General features: G+C 69.4%; 11 protein-coding genes and 1 pseudogene. 8 read left to right on the top strand and 4 right to left on the bottom strand.

Annotated elements, in window-relative coordinates; genetic code table 11:
* Nucleotides 1–112 precede the first annotated feature (112 nt).
* The 8 genes and pseudogenes from Sfulv_RS18590 to Sfulv_RS18560 all read left to right on the top strand — a co-directional run bounded on the left by Sfulv_RS18590 (nucleotide 113) and on the right by Sfulv_RS18560 (nucleotide 11,535).
* A complete protein-coding gene (locus tag Sfulv_RS18590) occupies nucleotides 113–4,240 on the top strand; it encodes a non-ribosomal peptide synthetase family protein (RefSeq protein ID WP_256668990.1) in 4,128 nt (1,375 codons plus the stop codon).
* Nucleotides 4,198–4,806: a serine O-acetyltransferase EpsC gene (gene epsC, locus Sfulv_RS18585; protein WP_173315518.1), complete on the top strand. Its 609-nt coding sequence runs from the start codon at nucleotides 4,198–4,200 to the stop codon at nucleotides 4,804–4,806. Before Sfulv_RS18590 ends, epsC begins: the two co-directional genes overlap by 43 nt.
* A 65-nt stretch (nucleotides 4,807–4,871) precedes the next feature.
* A pseudogene (locus Sfulv_RS30555) lies at nucleotides 4,872–5,774 on the top strand (ATP-grasp domain-containing protein); the annotation flags it as partial.
* Between the two features lie 21 nt (nucleotides 5,775–5,795).
* Entirely contained in the window at nucleotides 5,796–7,133 is a 1,338-nt protein-coding gene (locus Sfulv_RS29800) for a cysteine synthase (protein WP_256669270.1), read from the top strand.
* Complete coding sequence (locus tag Sfulv_RS18575) at nucleotides 7,130–8,404, top strand: ATP-grasp domain-containing protein (protein ID WP_256668989.1); 1,275 nt, start codon at nucleotides 7,130–7,132, stop codon at nucleotides 8,402–8,404. Before Sfulv_RS29800 ends, Sfulv_RS18575 begins: the two co-directional genes overlap by 4 nt.
* Nucleotides 8,405–8,492: 88 nt before the next feature.
* A complete protein-coding gene (locus Sfulv_RS18570; protein ID WP_179764161.1) occupies nucleotides 8,493–9,749 on the top strand; it encodes an ATP-grasp domain-containing protein in 1,257 nt (418 codons plus the stop codon).
* Nucleotides 9,750–9,757: 8 nt separating this feature from the next.
* Nucleotides 9,758–11,020 (top strand): MFS transporter, encoded by a 1,263-nt coding sequence (locus tag Sfulv_RS18565; RefSeq protein ID WP_173315513.1) that lies wholly within the window; start codon nucleotides 9,758–9,760, stop codon nucleotides 11,018–11,020.
* A 62-nt stretch (nucleotides 11,021–11,082) separates the two neighbouring features.
* Entirely contained in the window at nucleotides 11,083–11,535 is a 453-nt protein-coding gene (locus Sfulv_RS18560) for a cupin domain-containing protein (RefSeq protein WP_173315511.1), read from the top strand.
* Between the two features lie 70 nt (nucleotides 11,536–11,605).
* Here Sfulv_RS18560 and Sfulv_RS18555 read toward each other — a convergent pair whose 3' ends face one another.
* The 4 genes from Sfulv_RS18555 to Sfulv_RS18540 form a co-directional block, all read right to left on the bottom strand.
* Nucleotides 11,606–12,085, bottom strand: a complete 480-nt coding sequence (locus Sfulv_RS18555) for a nucleoside deaminase (RefSeq protein ID WP_218901394.1) — start codon at nucleotides 12,083–12,085, stop codon at nucleotides 11,606–11,608.
* Between the two features lie 91 nt (nucleotides 12,086–12,176).
* Nucleotides 12,177–13,028, bottom strand: a complete 852-nt coding sequence (locus Sfulv_RS18550) for an LLM class flavin-dependent oxidoreductase (RefSeq protein WP_173315507.1) — start codon at nucleotides 13,026–13,028, stop codon at nucleotides 12,177–12,179.
* A gap of 680 nt (nucleotides 13,029–13,708) precedes the next feature.
* Nucleotides 13,709–14,353 carry an OmpA family protein gene (locus tag Sfulv_RS18545; protein ID WP_173315505.1) on the bottom strand — a complete coding sequence of 215 codons (645 nt, stop codon included), beginning with the start codon at nucleotides 14,351–14,353 and terminating at the stop codon, nucleotides 13,709–13,711.
* Nucleotides 14,353–14,946, bottom strand: coding sequence for a hypothetical protein (locus Sfulv_RS18540; RefSeq protein WP_246353164.1), 594 nt, complete (start codon nucleotides 14,944–14,946; stop codon nucleotides 14,353–14,355). Before Sfulv_RS18540 ends, Sfulv_RS18545 begins: the two co-directional genes overlap by 1 nt.
* Between the last annotated feature and the right edge of the window lie 2 nt (nucleotides 14,947–14,948).

Raw genomic sequence — 14,948 nt, 5'->3', positions numbered from 1 at the left:
CTGTCCTTGGTGTCGGCTAATTCAGCGATTCTCTCTTACTCGCGAAACTCGAAGAAGATGAACTTGAGGGATGATGTCGAAAACGGTGCCCGATGATCTCTGCCTGCCGGACATGCTGCGCTCGATTACGCGGGATCAGCCGCACCGGATCGCCGTCTCCTGCGGAACGGAACGGCTGACCTTCCGGCAACTCGGCGAGGGCAGCGAGAACATAGCCGACCATCTGCGCCGGCTCGGTGCGGCCGTGGACGAGCCGGTCGGCATATTCATGGAGCCGTCCGTCGATCTGATGGTGAGCGTGTGGGGTGTGCTCCACGCGGGCTCCGCCTACCTGCCGCTGTCGCCGGAGTACCCGGACGAGCGCGTGCGCTACATGGTGGCGGACTCACAGGCCAGGATCATCCTGACGGACGAGTCGCTGGTCCCCCGGCTGACCGCGATGGCGCCGCCGGAGACGAGAATCGTCACACTCGCGCAGGCACGGGCGCACCTGGGAGTCGAGCGGGCGGCTCCGCAGGCCACCGGCGCCTCGGCCCGCCGGCACGTACAGGGCGACGACCTCGCCTACGTCATCTACACCTCCGGGAGCACGGGCAACCCGAAGGGCATAGGTATCGAGCACCGCAGCATCGTCAGCCAGATGCGGTGGCTGGCCGCCGAGCAGACGCTGGACGACCGCAGGACGGTGCTCCAGAAGACGCCGCTGAGTTTCGACGCGGCCCAGTGGGAGATCCTCGCCCCGGCCTGCGGCAGCAGCGTGGTGATGAGCGAGGCGGGGGTCTACGGCGACCCGGACGGGCTCATAGACCTGATCGTGGCGAACGGGGTCACCACCCTCCAGGGTGTGCCGACCCTGTTGCAGGCGCTCGTCGACACCGGACGGCTCTCCCACTGCGCCTCGGTCACCCAGCTCTTCAGCGGCGGCGAGGCCCTCACCAAGTCCCTGGCGATCGAGCTGCTGGACGCACTGCCCGACTGCGAACTGGTCAACCTGTACGGCCCGAGCGAGTGCACGATCAACGCGTCGGCCCACACCGTCGACCGTGCCACCGTCCAGCACGGCCCCGACCACCTCTGCATCGGCCGGCCGGTGCGGGGCATGAGCTTCCACATTCTCGACACCGCCCGGCGGCCTGTCGCCCACGGTGAATCGGGGGAGCTCCACGTCGCGGGACGCCAGCTGGCCCGCGGGTACCTGAACCGCCCCGAGCTGACCGCCGAACGGTTCATCCCCAACCCCTTCTCCACCGATCCCCGCTCCGCCCGCCTCTACCGGACCGGCGACCTGGCACGGTGGAACGACGACGGCACCGTGCAGTTCCTCGGACGCACCGACAGCCAGGTCAAGCTGCGCGGCTTCCGGGTCGAGCTGGACGAGATCAAGGTGGCCATCGAGGCGCGCGACTGGGTCAAGCGCGCCGCCGTCCTGGTCCGGGACGACCCGAGACTCGGTGCCAACCTCATCTCGTTCATCGAGCTGGACCCCAGCCAGGCCGCGCTGATGGACCAGGGCAACCACGGCGCCCACCACCAGTCGAAGCGGAGCAAGCTGCAACTGCAGGCGCAGCTGGCCGGCCTGGGGGTGCGCCAGGAGCCCGGGCTGCCGGTCGTCGACCTGCCAGGACGCTCACCCTCGGCCCAGCAGCGGCGCACGGTGTTCGCCCGGAAGACGTACCGGTTCTTCGAGGGCGGCGAGGTCACCAGGGACGACATCCTGAGCCTGCTCACCCCTCCGGCGGAGCACGGGGCCGCACCCCGGACCCCGGACACCCTGACCCGGCTCGAACTCGGGACCCTGCTGCGGTACTTCGGCCAGTTCCCCGGGGACGAACGGCTGCTGCCCAAGTACGGGTACGCCTCCCCCGGCTCGCTGTACGGCGCCCAGTTGTACCTGGAGCTGTCCGGCATCGCGGGCATCGAACCCGGCTACTACTACCACCACCCCGTCAACCACCAGCTCGTCCTGGTGAGTCCCGCCCCCGCCGGGGCGCCGCGGCTGCGGGTCCACTTCATCGGGCGCCGGTCGGCCATCGAGCCGGTCTACCGCAACAACATCCAGGAAGTCCTCCAGTTCGAGGCCGGGCACATGGTCGGCCTCTTCGACAGGGTGCTGCCCGAGTACGGCCTGCGGATGAGCGCCCGCGAGGGGGAGCCGGCGGTCAAGGACGTCCTGCGGTGCCCGGACGAGGACTACTACCTGGCCACGTACGAGGTGGAGACGTCCGCCGCCCCGGCCCCGCCCGCCCCGGTCGAGCTGTACGTACAGGCCCATCCCGGCCGGATCGCCGGTCTGCCCGGCGGCCAGTACCGCTACGCGGACGCCGAGCTGGTGCGGATCTCCGACGACCTGGTGCGCAAGCAGCACGTCATCGCCATCAACCAGGAGGTCTACGAGCGCTCGAGCTTCGGGATCAGCCTGATCGGCGGTTCCCCCGAACCGTGGCGGCGCTACGTCGACCTCGGCCGGGAGCTCCAGCGCCTCCAGATGAACGCGATCGGTCTGGGGCTGATGTCCTCCGGCTACAGCTCGGAGACCGGCAACGACCTGCCATCGGCCCGGCGCATCAGGGACATCACCGGCCTCGGTTCCGAGGTGGCCTCCTACTTCGCCGTCGGCGGCCGTATCAGTACGGAGCAGCGGCTCAGCGAGGGCATGAAGGAGGACTCCGTCCACATGCGCGGTCCTGCCGAGATCATCAAGGACGATCTCGCCGCGACCCTGCCCCCGTACATGGTCCCCAACCGGGTCACCGTGCTGGACTCCTTCCCCCTCACCCCCAACGGCAAGATCGACCACCAGGCGCTGCGCGTCCTGGACAAGGCCACCGTGGACGACACCGAAGCGCCGGTCGTCCCGCCGCGCACGCCCACCGAGGAGGCGATCGCCGCACTGTGGCGGAAGGTGCTGCGGCAGCCGAGGGTCTCCATCCGGGACAACTTCTTCGCCGCCGGGGGCCATTCGCTGACGGCGGTCAACCTGGTCAGCCGGATCAACCGGGAGCTGGGCAGCTCCCTGCCGCTCCAGGTGCTGTTCGACTCGCCGACCATCGCCGAGCTGGCCAGACGAGTGGACCGCGAGCCCGCGACCACGCTGTCCAGGCTCGTGCGGCTGCGCGGCGGCGACAACCCCCGGCCGGTCTTCTGCTGGCCGGGGCTGGGCGGCTACCCGATGAGCCTGCGGCTGCTGGCCGGCAGCCTGCAGCTGGAGCGGCCGTTCTTCGGGGTCCAGGCGTACGGCATCAACGAGGGCGAGCTCCCGTACCCGACGTTCGAGGAGATGGTCGCCCGGGACATCGAGCTCGTCCGGCAGGTCCAGCCGTCCGGCCCGTACGTGCTGTGGGGGTACTCCTTCGGGGCCCGGGCCGCGTTCGAGGTGGCCTGCCAGCTGGAGCGCGCCGGCGAAAGGGTCGAGGAGGTGGTCCTCATCGCGCCGGGCAAACCGCCGGTGGAGGCCCGCGAGGAGCCGCTCGGCGGGGTGGCGGCCAGTTTCGCCGACCCCACCTTCGTATCGATCCTGTACTCGGTGTTCGCCGGAAACCTGGAGAAGGTGGCGGTGGACGAGTGCCTGACGGCCACGCACGACCAGGACACGTTCGTCGACTTCGTCTGCGGCCGGTTCGAGCACCTGGACCGCGCGCTGGTCCGCAGGATCGTCGGTGTGGTGTGGCAGACGTTCCTGTTCGAGTACGCCCCCCACGAGCTCGCCGAACGCCGTGTCGCGGCGCCGGTCACGGTGTTCAGGGCCAGGGGGACCAGCCCTCCTTCATCGACTCCGGTTCCCTGCTCTCGAACGCACCCCCCACGGTCGTCCAACTGGAGGCCGACCACTACGGCCTGCTGCGCGCGGCCGGCATGGACGAACTCGTCGCCGCCATCCGCAGCGCACGGCTCCTCAGGAAGGTCATCGCAGTGCCACACGTCAACATCAAGCACTTCCCGAGCGACATCGACGCCCACAAGATCTCGACCCTGGTCGCCGCGATCACCAGCGCGGTCCGGACCGCCTTCTCGGTGGACGAGGGTGACGTGTCCATCGCTCTGGAACCGGTGGCCCAGGACGCCTGGAACGAACGGGTGTACATCCCGGAGATCGTCGAAGGCACCGCCCAGCTGGTCAAGGTCCCGAACTACTGAGCCCGGCACCGAATCCGACGGGACGGGTCCACCGGGACCAGGCCATGACATACGGAGGACCGCATGCGTAGGACGATCGCCAGGGCGAAGGAAGACCTCGCCATGATCGTCGCGCGAGACCCGTCGATCCGCACGCGCGCGGAGGCACTGCTGCATCCCGCACTGCCCGCGTTGTGGACCCACCGGCTGGCGCACGTCCTGCAGAACCGGGGACACCGTCAGAGCGCGCGGACGCTGGCCTACCTGGCGCGCGCCGTGACCGGCGGCATCGAGATCCACCCGGGCGCCCGGCTGGGCCGGCGGGTGTTCATCGACCACGGGGCCGCGGTCGTGATCGGCGAGACCGCGGAGGTCGGCGACGACGTCACGATCTTCCACCAGGTCACGCTCGGCGCGGTCGGCTGGTGGCGGGACGACCGGCGCGAGACCGGCGCCCGCCGGCACCCGGTCGTCGGCAACCGGGTGGTGATCGGTACCAGCGCCATCGTGCTCGGTCCGGTCACCATCGGCGACGACGCGCTGGTCGGTGCCGGTTCGCTCGTGCTCACCGACGTGCCGCCCGGCGCCCGGGTGATGGCGCGTGCGGCCGACGTCGTACCGCAGCTGTCGGCCGAGGACCGCGAGGAGTCGGCCCAGTTGTTGCGGGCCCTGGCCACCTCCGGGTGCTGGTGAGCACCCGCCTGTACAGCCCTGTCGTACCAGCGTCTGTCGTATCTCAGCCCGGCCCACGTGTCGGCATGCCAGCGGAGGCAAAAATGACCCATGTCGGTGTCCTGGAGAGCAACCTCTCCGGTTCCGGGTTCGAAGGTCTGCAGATCATCAAGGAACTCGACTGCCGTGTCACCTTCTTCACCCGCGATCTGGAGCGGTACCTGGAAGTGCCCGGCGGTCCGGCGTACTTCGAGAAGTACGTCGACGAGATCGTGCTGTGCGAGACGAACATCCTCGACGAGCTCCTGCCGCACGTGCACGCGGCCGGGGCCGAGCACCCCTTCGACGCCTTCCTGACCCTGGCCGAGTACGACGTGGTCGTCGCCGCCGAGGTGGCGGTGCTCCTCGGACTCCCCACGGTCAGCGTCAAGGGGGTCGCGGTGGCACGCAACAAGGCGCTGATGCGCCGGCGCTGCGCCGAGGTCGGGGTGCCCATGCCGGCGTTCCGCACGGTGCAGACCCCGGCCGGGGCGGCGGCGGCCGCCGCGGAGATCGGCCTGCCCTGTGTCGTGAAGCCGGCCGACGAGACCAGCAGTGCCGACGTCCGGCTGGTGGAGTCTCCGGCGCAGGCCGCCGAGCACGTCACGCTGATCCAGTCCAGGGTGGAGAACACCCGCGGGCAGAGCCGCTACCACGAGCTGATGGTCGAGGAGTACCTGAGCGGTCCCGAGGTCAGCGTGGAGGTGCTGGCCGACGGCGACCGCTACGAGGTGTTCGGGGTTACCGACAAGTCGGTCGGCGGCCAGGGCTACTTCGTGGAACTGGGCCACAGCTTCCCCTCCAGCCTGCCAGGGCCGGTGGTACGCGCCTGCGGCGACCTCGCCGTGGACGCCCTGCGTGCGGTCGGGTTCGACCTGGGCATGGCCCACGTCGAGATCAAGGTGACCGCGTCCGGCCCCAAGCTCATCGAGATCAACCCGAGGCCGGCCGGCGGCAAGATCACCTACCTGGTGGACCGAGCTCTCGGCATCCGCTCCCTGGAGCTGGTGACCCGCCAGTACCTCGGCCGGCCGCTGCCCGCCGACGTGCTGCCCGCGCAGCCGGTCGGCGGTGCCGCGATCCGCTACCTGACCGCGCCGCCCGGCCGGGTGGTGTCCATCAGCGGCCAGGAGCGGGCTGCCGCGCTGCCCGGCGTACTGGAGGTCACCCTCAAGCCGAAGCCGGGCGACGTACTGCGGGAGCTGCGCCGCAACGGCGACCGGGCCGGTCACGTGCTCGTGGTGGCCGAGACCGCCCAGCTCGCGGAGCGGACCGCGGAGGCCGCCGCGAACGAGATCAACATCCGGACCGAGCCGGTCGGCCGGCGCCCGGTGGCGGACTCGCTCGCCGAGCTGATCGGCTCCACGCCGCTGATGCGCCTGCCGATGGACCGCATCGTGGACGGCGCGCCGGGCGACGCCACGGTTCTGGCGAAGCTGGAGCAGTTCAACCCGTGGTCCAGCAGCAAGGACCGGGCCGCGCTCTCGATGCTGCGCGGCGCCGAGGAGAACGGCCTGCTCACCCCCGGCAGCGGTGTCGTGATCGAGGCGACGTCGGGCAACACCGGGATCTCGCTGGCCGCGCTGGCGGCGGCCCGCGGTTACCGCTGCGTCATCGTCCTGCCGGACAACGCGACCCCGGAGCGGATGACCATCCTGCGGTCGCTCGGCGCGGAGGTGGTCCACACCCCGCATGCGGGCGGATACCAGGCGGCGGTGGACAAGGCCGAGGAGATCCACCTGAGGACTCCCGGGTCGTGGTTCTGCCGTCAGCACGACAACGCGGACAACACGCGGGCACACTACGAGACGACCGGCCCGGAGATCTGGGCCGACGCCGAGGGGCAGATCGACGTGTTCGTCTGCGGGGTCGGTACCGGCGGCACGCTCAGCGGCGCGGGCCGGTTCCTCCGCGAGCGGCACCCCTCGGTCCGGCTCGTGGCGGTGGAACCGGCAGGGTCGCCGCTGCTCTCCGGCGGGGAACCCGGTGCGCACTGCATTCCGGGGTTCAACGGCGGTTTCATCGCGCCGACCACCGACCAGGCGCTCATCGACGAGGTGATCCCGGTCTCCGACGCCGACGCGCTGCACACCACCAGGCGGCTCGCGCTGCGCGCCGGGCTCATGGTCGGTGTCTCGGCCGGTGCGGTCGTGCACGCGGCCGGTGTCGTGGCCGCGCGTCCGGAGTACCGGGGCAAGCGCGTCGTGACCCTGCTGCCCGACACCGGTGAGCGCTACCTGAGTCTGCTGGGCCGCGAGGCCGCGCCGGTTCCGGCCGGCTCCACGGCCGGCAGTGGCGGTGCGCGGTGACCGCCACCGGCCACGCCGACGAGCGGCCCCGCCTGCTGATGGTGATGCCGTACCGGCAGTTCGTCCAGAAGGCACAGGCGCAGGGGTTCTGGGTCGGGGCGATCTGGGACGCCCGGCTGGAGTCCCCGGCCTACCTCGACGACGTACGAGAACTGGCGGACGTGTTCGTCCTGGCCGACTTCCAGGACAAGGAGCTGCTGCGCCGCACCATCCGTGACGTGGCGCGTGAGCACAACGCCTCGGTGGTCTACCACATAGGCCAGGAAGAGTCGATGGTCACCGCCTACGAGGCGGCCGAGGAGCTGAACGCCGAGCTCAATCCGTCCGCCGCGATCCGGTTCCTCGCCGACAAGCACGCCATGCGGGGCCTGCTGGCGGAGCGCGGACTGTCTCCGGTCTCCTTCGAGGCGGCGCAGACCCGGGACGAGGTGCCGGCCGCGGTCCGGCGGATCGGCTACCCGGCCGTGGTCAAGCCGTCCGCACTGGCGGGCAGCCGGGGCGTGTTCCTGTGGCGGGAGCCGGAGGACCAGGCGGTCTGGACCGCGCTGGTCGACCAGTACGGCTACGACGGCCCGTTCCTGGTCGAGGAGTACCTGGTCGGTCCCGAGTACAGCGTGGAGACGCTGAGCGTGGACGGCCGGCACCAGGTCGTCGGGATCACCGAGAAGCTGCTGGGTCCGCCGCCGCTGTTCGTGGAGGTCGGGCACGTCCACCCCGCTCCCCTGCCCCGCGACCGCGCGCAGGCCATCGAGGAGCTGACCACGGATCTGCTCACCGCCTGCGGATACCGGTTCGGCCCCGCGCACACCGAGATCATCTGGACGCGGCTCGGCCCGCGCGTCGTCGAGTCGCAGGCCAGGCTCGGCGGCGACCGGATACCGCGGCTCGTCCAGCTGGCCACCGGGCTCGACATCGAACAGGCGATCTTCGCCGGCATGGCGGGCACCCCGGCCGCACTGCCCGCGCCGACGGCATCGGCGACCGTGCGGTTCTTCACCTTCCCGCCCGGTCGCGTCGACGAGATCCGGGGCCTGGAAGCAGCCGCCCTGCCCGGGTACGTCGACGAACTGAAGATCCGGCTGCGTCCCGGGGACACCGCGTCGGAGGTCCGCGACTCCAAGAGCCGGCACGGACACGTCATCGTCTCCGGCGCCTCCCCCGAGGAGGCGCTGGCCCGTTACGAGGAAGTGGTCGCCGCCATCGAGGTCGTCATCGACGGAGTGCCCGTACGGTCACTGGGCCTGACCGAACCGGTCGGCACACCCGTATGAGCGTCACAGGCCGCGAGCTCCCCCCACCACCCGCACCACGGAAGGCAGTGACCATGCAGTGGTCCGCACCATCAACCAGGAGGTCCTCGTGACCGGCCACGACATGGACGCACAGGTGTTGTTCGTCGGCTACAACGCGGCCTACCTGCGCGCGATCGAGGGGCGGGTCCCCAGCGGATCCGTCGTGGTGATCGAGGAACCCGACATCATCCGCAAGCGGGAGCTGGGGGACGCGGCCGCGCGCTTCGACTGCCTCGACCGGATCATCCCGGCGAGCTACCAGCAGTCGACCGAGCTCCTCTCCCTGGGGGTCGAACTGTCGGCGGTACGGCCGGTCGCCGCCGTCGTACCGGGCCTGGAGTACGCGGTTCCGGCGGCGGCCGCTCTGGCCGAGAAGCTCGGACTGCCGGGTGCGACCGAAGCGGCCGCGCAAGCGCTGCGGGACAAGGCACGGCTGCGCGAGGTCGCCGGCGCCGGAGGCGTGCGCAACCCGCGCTGGCGGGAGGTGTTCGGGCCCGAGGACATCCTCGACTTCGCCGGCGACGGTCCGGTGGTGGTCAAGCCCGCGAACCGGCAGGCGAGCGTCGGGGTCCAGCTGCTGGACTCGGTCGACGCGGCCACCGCGGCGCAGGCGTGGGAGCGGACCTCGACGGCCGCCGAGTACGAGCAGGTGCCCGACCGCGAGCTGACGTGGCGGTTCCTGGCCGAGGAGCGCCTGCGGGGACCCGAGTTCAGCGTCGAGGCGCTCGTACGGCAGGGCGAGATCATCTTCGAGAACATCACCCAGAAGACGGTGATCGAGGGGCCCTACCCGGTCGAGCTCGGGCACCTGCTGCCCGCTCCGCTCGACGCCGGGCCGCAGGCCGCACTGGAGGAGGCGTCCCGGGCGCTGGTCGCCGCTGTCGGCTTCCAGACCGGCATCCTGCACGCCGAGTGGATTCTCACCGAGGACGGTCCGACGCTGGTCGAATGCGCCGGCCGCTGCCCCGGTGACTACCTGATCGACCTGATCGACCTGGCCTACGACACCCGGATCAGGGTGACGCTGATCGACCTGCTGGCCGGCCGGCCGGTCACGCTGCCGCGCTCCGCGGAGCGGACCTCGGCGATCCGGTTCCTGGCCGCCGAGCCGGGCACCGTGACCGCGGTGACCGGGGTCGACACGGCGAAGGCGCTGCCCGGCGTCCGGGACGTCGAGGTGGACGTCGAGGCCGGCCAGGAAGTCCGGCCGTGGGCGTCCTCCTGGGACCGCGCCGGACACGTCATCGCGACCGGACGGGACGCCGCCGCCACGCGGCAGCTCGTCCTGGACGCGGACGCCGCCATCCGCATCACGACGAGTTGAGGTCACACATGTCCGGTCTTCTGCAACGCGTCAGAGGTCTGCGCGGGTCCATGCCCGGCGGCTCGGTCGGAACCCGGCTGGCCGTGATGGCGATCATCAACGCGGTGGGCACCGGCGCCTTCCTGGCCGTCTCGGTTCCCTTCGTCACCCGGTCGGTCGGTCTGACGGCGGGCAACCTCGGCCTCGGACTCACCCTGTCCGCCGTCGTCTCCCTGGCCACGGCGCTCCCGATCGGGCACCTGGCCGACCGGATCGGCCCGAAGAAGGTCCTGGTCGGGGTGAACCTGTGGCGCGGCGCGTGCTTCCTGGTCTACCCGTTCGTCCAGAACCTGTGGCAGTTCCTCGCGGTGGTGCTGCTGCTCGGCGTCGCCGACAAGGCGGCATCGCCGATGGAGCAGGCCCTCGTCGGCCAGGCGGTGCCGACCGAGGAGCGGGTCAGGGTGATCGCGCTTCTGCGGGCGATCCGCAACGTCGGCTTCACCGTCGGCGCCCTGCTCGGCGGTATCGGACTGATGATCGACACGCGCCCGGGGTACGCCGCGATCCTGCTGGTCAACGCCGCCGCGTTCGCCGTGTCCGCGGCGCTGGCCTCCCGGCTGCCGCTGCTCAACGCGCCTGCGAAGAGCCTGCGCCGACGGTTCTCCGCCAAGGTGCTGAAGGACGGACCGTTCCTGGCGTTCACCGGGATCAACGCGGTGCTGACGATGCACATGACGCTGCTCAGCATCGGCATCCCGCTGTGGATCGTCGGACAGACGAAGGTCTCGCCCACGGTGATCGCCCCGCTGATGGCGGTCAACACCGTGCTCGCCGTCGCCCTGCAGATGCGGGCGAGCCGGGGAACCGAGACCATCGCCGGCTCGGCACGGGCCCTGCTGTGGGCCGGCGCCTCACTCACCATCTGCTGCCTGCTGCTGACCGCGACACCGAACCTGCCGGTCGTCCTGGCCATCGGCATGCTGCTGCTGGCGATGGTCGCGCTGACCGGCGGTGAGCTGTGGCAGGCAGCCGGCGGCTGGGGCGGATCGTATCTGCTCGCTGTCCCAGGCCAGGAGGGCGTCTACCTCTCGGTCTTCTGGCTCGGCGTGGCCATCCAGCAGATCGCGGCACCGCTCCTGATCAGCCTGGTCGTCACGGTCGGCGCCACCGGCTGGATCGTGCTGGCCGCGCTGTTCGCCGCCAGTGGCATCGCCGCCCCGGCGATCGGCCGGTGGGCACAGGCCCAGGTGGACAGCCGGACCGACGAACCGAGCCTCGTCAAGGCCACGTGAGACCCCGTACATCCCGGCCCGCTCAGCGGGTCAGCCATTCGTAACCACATAAGGAGAAACACATGTCTCTGCCTCTGTACGTGCCGGCGGGCGAGGGCGAGTCCGTCAGGATCCGCGACACGAAGAAGACGTTCATCAAGCTCACGCACGAGCAGTCCGACGGCGAGTTCGGCTTCTACGAGCACCACATGGCCCCCGAGGCGAACGGTGCCAGCCCGCACGTGCACGACAAGTCCACGGAGATGTTCTACGTGGTCAAGGGCGAGATCGAGTTCACCATCGGTGACGAGAAGGTGGTGGGTGAGCCGGGTGCCTTCGCCTACGTCCCCAAGGGCGCGCCGCACGGCTTCACCAACCACGGCCAGGAGAACGCGATCCTCCTGATCATGTTCATGCCGGTCTTCCACCGCGAGGACTACTTCCGCGGTCTGGAGCGCCTCACGGCCAACGGCCGCAACCCCAGCATGGAAGAGCTGCAGGAGCACATGGCCAAGTACGACCAGGTCATGGTCTGATCCCTCGCTCGCCCCTACGCACCCGGGCCTGGCAGCCGATAGCGCTGCCAGGCCCGGGTGCGTGCCGCGATCAGCCGGCCGCGTCGAGTCCGGTGCGGAACCGAAGCTGCAACTCCCGCACTTGGCCGGCCAGTTCCGGCACGGGCCCGACCACCTCAAGACCGGGCACGACGTCCTGGATGGTCAGCGGGCTCAGGGGCGAGGTGACGGGGACACCCCACTCGGCCTTCCACTCCCGGGCCTGCTCGGACGAGCTCACGTACACGATGCGGCCGAGTCCGACCCATCCGTGCGCGGCGGCGCACATCGGGCAGTGCTCGCCCGATGTGTACACGGTCGCCGCGGCCCGCTCCTCGGGACTGAGGTGGATCGCGGCCCACCGCGCCAGTTCGAACTCCGGGTGCGCGGTCGGGTCACCGGTCGTGGACTCGCGGTTGCGCTCCTCGGCGAGGATCTTGTCGTCCGAGGCCACGAGCACGGAGCCGAACGGCCAGTCACCGGCGTCCACCGCCTCGGCCGCCAGCTCCACGCAACGGCGCAGATGCCGCAGGTCGGCCTCGTTGAGGGCGGGGTGCTCGGCATCGTTCTCGGGGAGGTCGTGCTGAAGGTCGTGCTGGTCGAAGGTCACTGGAGTTCCGTCTCTATGCGGTGTGGGATATTGCCCGGTGCGCGGCTACGGCGGCGAGTGCCTGCCACGCCACCTCGGGCCGGAGGGTCTCGTTCGGATCGCCGGTGTACGGATCGAGCAGCACGGTGGCTGCCCCGAGAAGGCGCAGTTGCTCGATGTCGTCGAGGATTTGGCCGATGGTGCCTTCGCCGGCACGGCGTTCCGGACCGTCGACCGGTTTCTCCGTCATCCGGAGGACGATGCGCGGTGCCAGCTCGGGTACGGGCAGTTCCGCTTCAGCCGACATGGTCTTCAGCCGGTCCAGCGCTTCCCGGAACCAGGGCAGCGTGAACCGGAGCGGATGCCATGCCGCGCCATGGCGTACCGCCCGGCGCATGCCGATGTCGCTGTTACCGCCGACCCAGATCGGGATCTGGCCGCAGCGGTAGTCGGCATCGTTGTCCCATGCGGTGCGCATCGTGCGGATGTGCTCGTCGGTCAGTGCGCCACGCCGGTGGAATGGTACGTCGAGCGCCTCGAACTCCTCGCGGGCCCAGCCGACGCCGACACCGAGAACGAGTCGGCCGCCGCTGAGCTGCTGAAGGTTGGCCGCCATTCGAGCGGTCAGCAGCGGATGCCGGTACGGCACGACGAGAACCGTCGTGCCCAGCTGAATCCTGGTCGTGATTCCGGCCAGCCAGGCGAGCGTGGTGAAGGGCTCGTAGAAGGGAGCGGGATATTGCTTGGCGACGTCCGATGTCACCGCGACATGATCGGAGACCATCAACAGGTCGAAGCCGAGACCCTCCACGACTTCTGCCCAACGCGCAAGGATTTGCGGGTTGGTGCCGGGACCAAAGTTTGGGACGTTTACGCCTATCTGCATGCTCCAAGGCTAGCAATTGTTCACCAGCAGTGGGGGTGACATCCGGAATCTGTGGCTTTTCTTTTGGAGGCGGTGGCGGCCTGCTCGCAGCGCGGCGCGAAAGGGCTGCGGCGGGGTGGGGGTGCGTGACACCTGACTGGCCGGCGAGTGCTGTGAGCGGGCGGGTTGAGCTGGGCGGACCGGGTGGTTCGATCATCCGGCTGGATTGCTGCCGGGCCGCGAACTGGAGTTTTCCGGGTGAGGGCCGAATTCGATTTCCGGAGCATCACGCTCGGGGTGGTTGCGGATTCTGGGGCGGTTGTATTCACTCACCATGGAAACGGTGTAGGTGGATACGAATGACTACGGAGTTATCGTGATATGGGATGGTACGTTCCCATGCTTCTTTCTCACGTACAACGTCCGCCATCTTGTTTTGGAATGCATGGTGTTTCCGATTTTCGGATTCTCTCGGCATGCATGCGGGAAGCGGACGGGCGCCGAGGACTTTCCGCTTTCGGGAAACGACCACCCGTGCTCGGCGCTTCTCGGTCCGTCCGGAGCCGGGGCGCCCGTCGACGCCAGCCGTGACGAGCGCACGTGTACCGGTCGGGTGGCGGGGACCATGGGAAGCGTGAGGATCAGGGCCGGCCTGTGCCCGGCACCTCGACCTGGTCAGGGTGCCGGGCACTGTCCCTACTTCAGCTCTGCGAGCCCTCCGAGCGGGGGAAGGAGACCTCGACCCGGCGGTTCTTCTTGCGGGATTCCTCCGTGGAGTTGCTGGCGATGGGGAACTCCTCGCCGTAGCCACGGATCTCGAACGTGATGCTGCTGCCGGGCAGCGCCCTCTGCAGCACACCGTGCACGGCTTCGGCACGATCCTTGGAGAGGACGTCACCGTGAGCGGATGAGCCGAGATTGTCGGTGAAGCCGAAGATGCGGACCCTCTTGGCGTCCTGCTTCTTGATCTCCTCGGCGATCGCGCTGATACGGCCATTGGCCTCGGAGCTCAGCTTCGCACTGTCCTTGCCGAACAGGACTTCTGCCTGGAGCGCGAATTTGATGTCCGCGTTGGTGTCCTCGCGGCGCTCCTCGCCTCCCAGGTCCTCTACGACGGACTTGATGTCGAGGACCTTGGGGGGCGCCAGCGTGGCACCGTCGGGAAGCTTGAGGTCGGAGTCGTTCGGGTCGACCTGGATCGGCGCCTCGGCGGTGGCGGACGGGTAGGGGCTGTCATCCGCGACAGCTTCCGGAACGCCCGCTACGCCGAAGGCGAGTGCTCCCGCGAGGGCCGTGACGGCGAAACGCACCCCGGCTCGCTCAATCGTGTGGGTGGCGGTGGTCATCAAGAGATCTCAATCGGCGCGTTGGCGAAGCCAGGGAACTGGAGATCGACCTTGGCTGTCGTGTCCGGCGGAGCCGGGAACTGGGCGAAGAAACTAAGAGACTTACCGGCTTCCAGCCGCGAGAAGTAATCAGTGGTGGTCAGAGGACGGTTGTCTGTGTCGCGGAGCACGTAGTACCGCTTCTTCCCCTGGGAATCCACCAACGTCATGCCGGCCAGAGACCTCCCCTTCAACGCGACTGCCACCTCTGGGCCGTTCCACGTGATGGGAATCGTGAAGGCGCTGCCCGACGAGTTCTTGAACTGTCCGCTGACCGTGAGGAATCCGCCGCTGTCACGCGTAGCAGTGTTGATGACCATATCGATACCGGCGTCGTTCTTGGACGTCAGCAGGATGTTACTGGTGTCCGGAACGGTCTCCCCGCCACCGGTGTCCTTGTCGGACGTCGAAGGTTCCGTCGACGCTTTCGACGAGGCTGCCTTCGGCTCCTTGCCGTCGTCACTGCCGCAAGCAGTCATCGACAAGGCGAGCGTCGCCACCATCAAGGCAGCAACCCCCGCGCGGCGCATGGTCCTCACGTGCGGATTACTCATCG

The sequence above is a fragment of the Streptomyces fulvorobeus genome, from assembly GCF_013167895.1.
Lineage (GTDB): Bacteria > Actinomycetota > Actinomycetes > Streptomycetales > Streptomycetaceae > Streptomyces > Streptomyces fulvorobeus.
The sequence above is the reverse complement of the archived record's forward strand: the minus strand, read 5'-3'. Positions and strand labels throughout refer to the sequence as shown.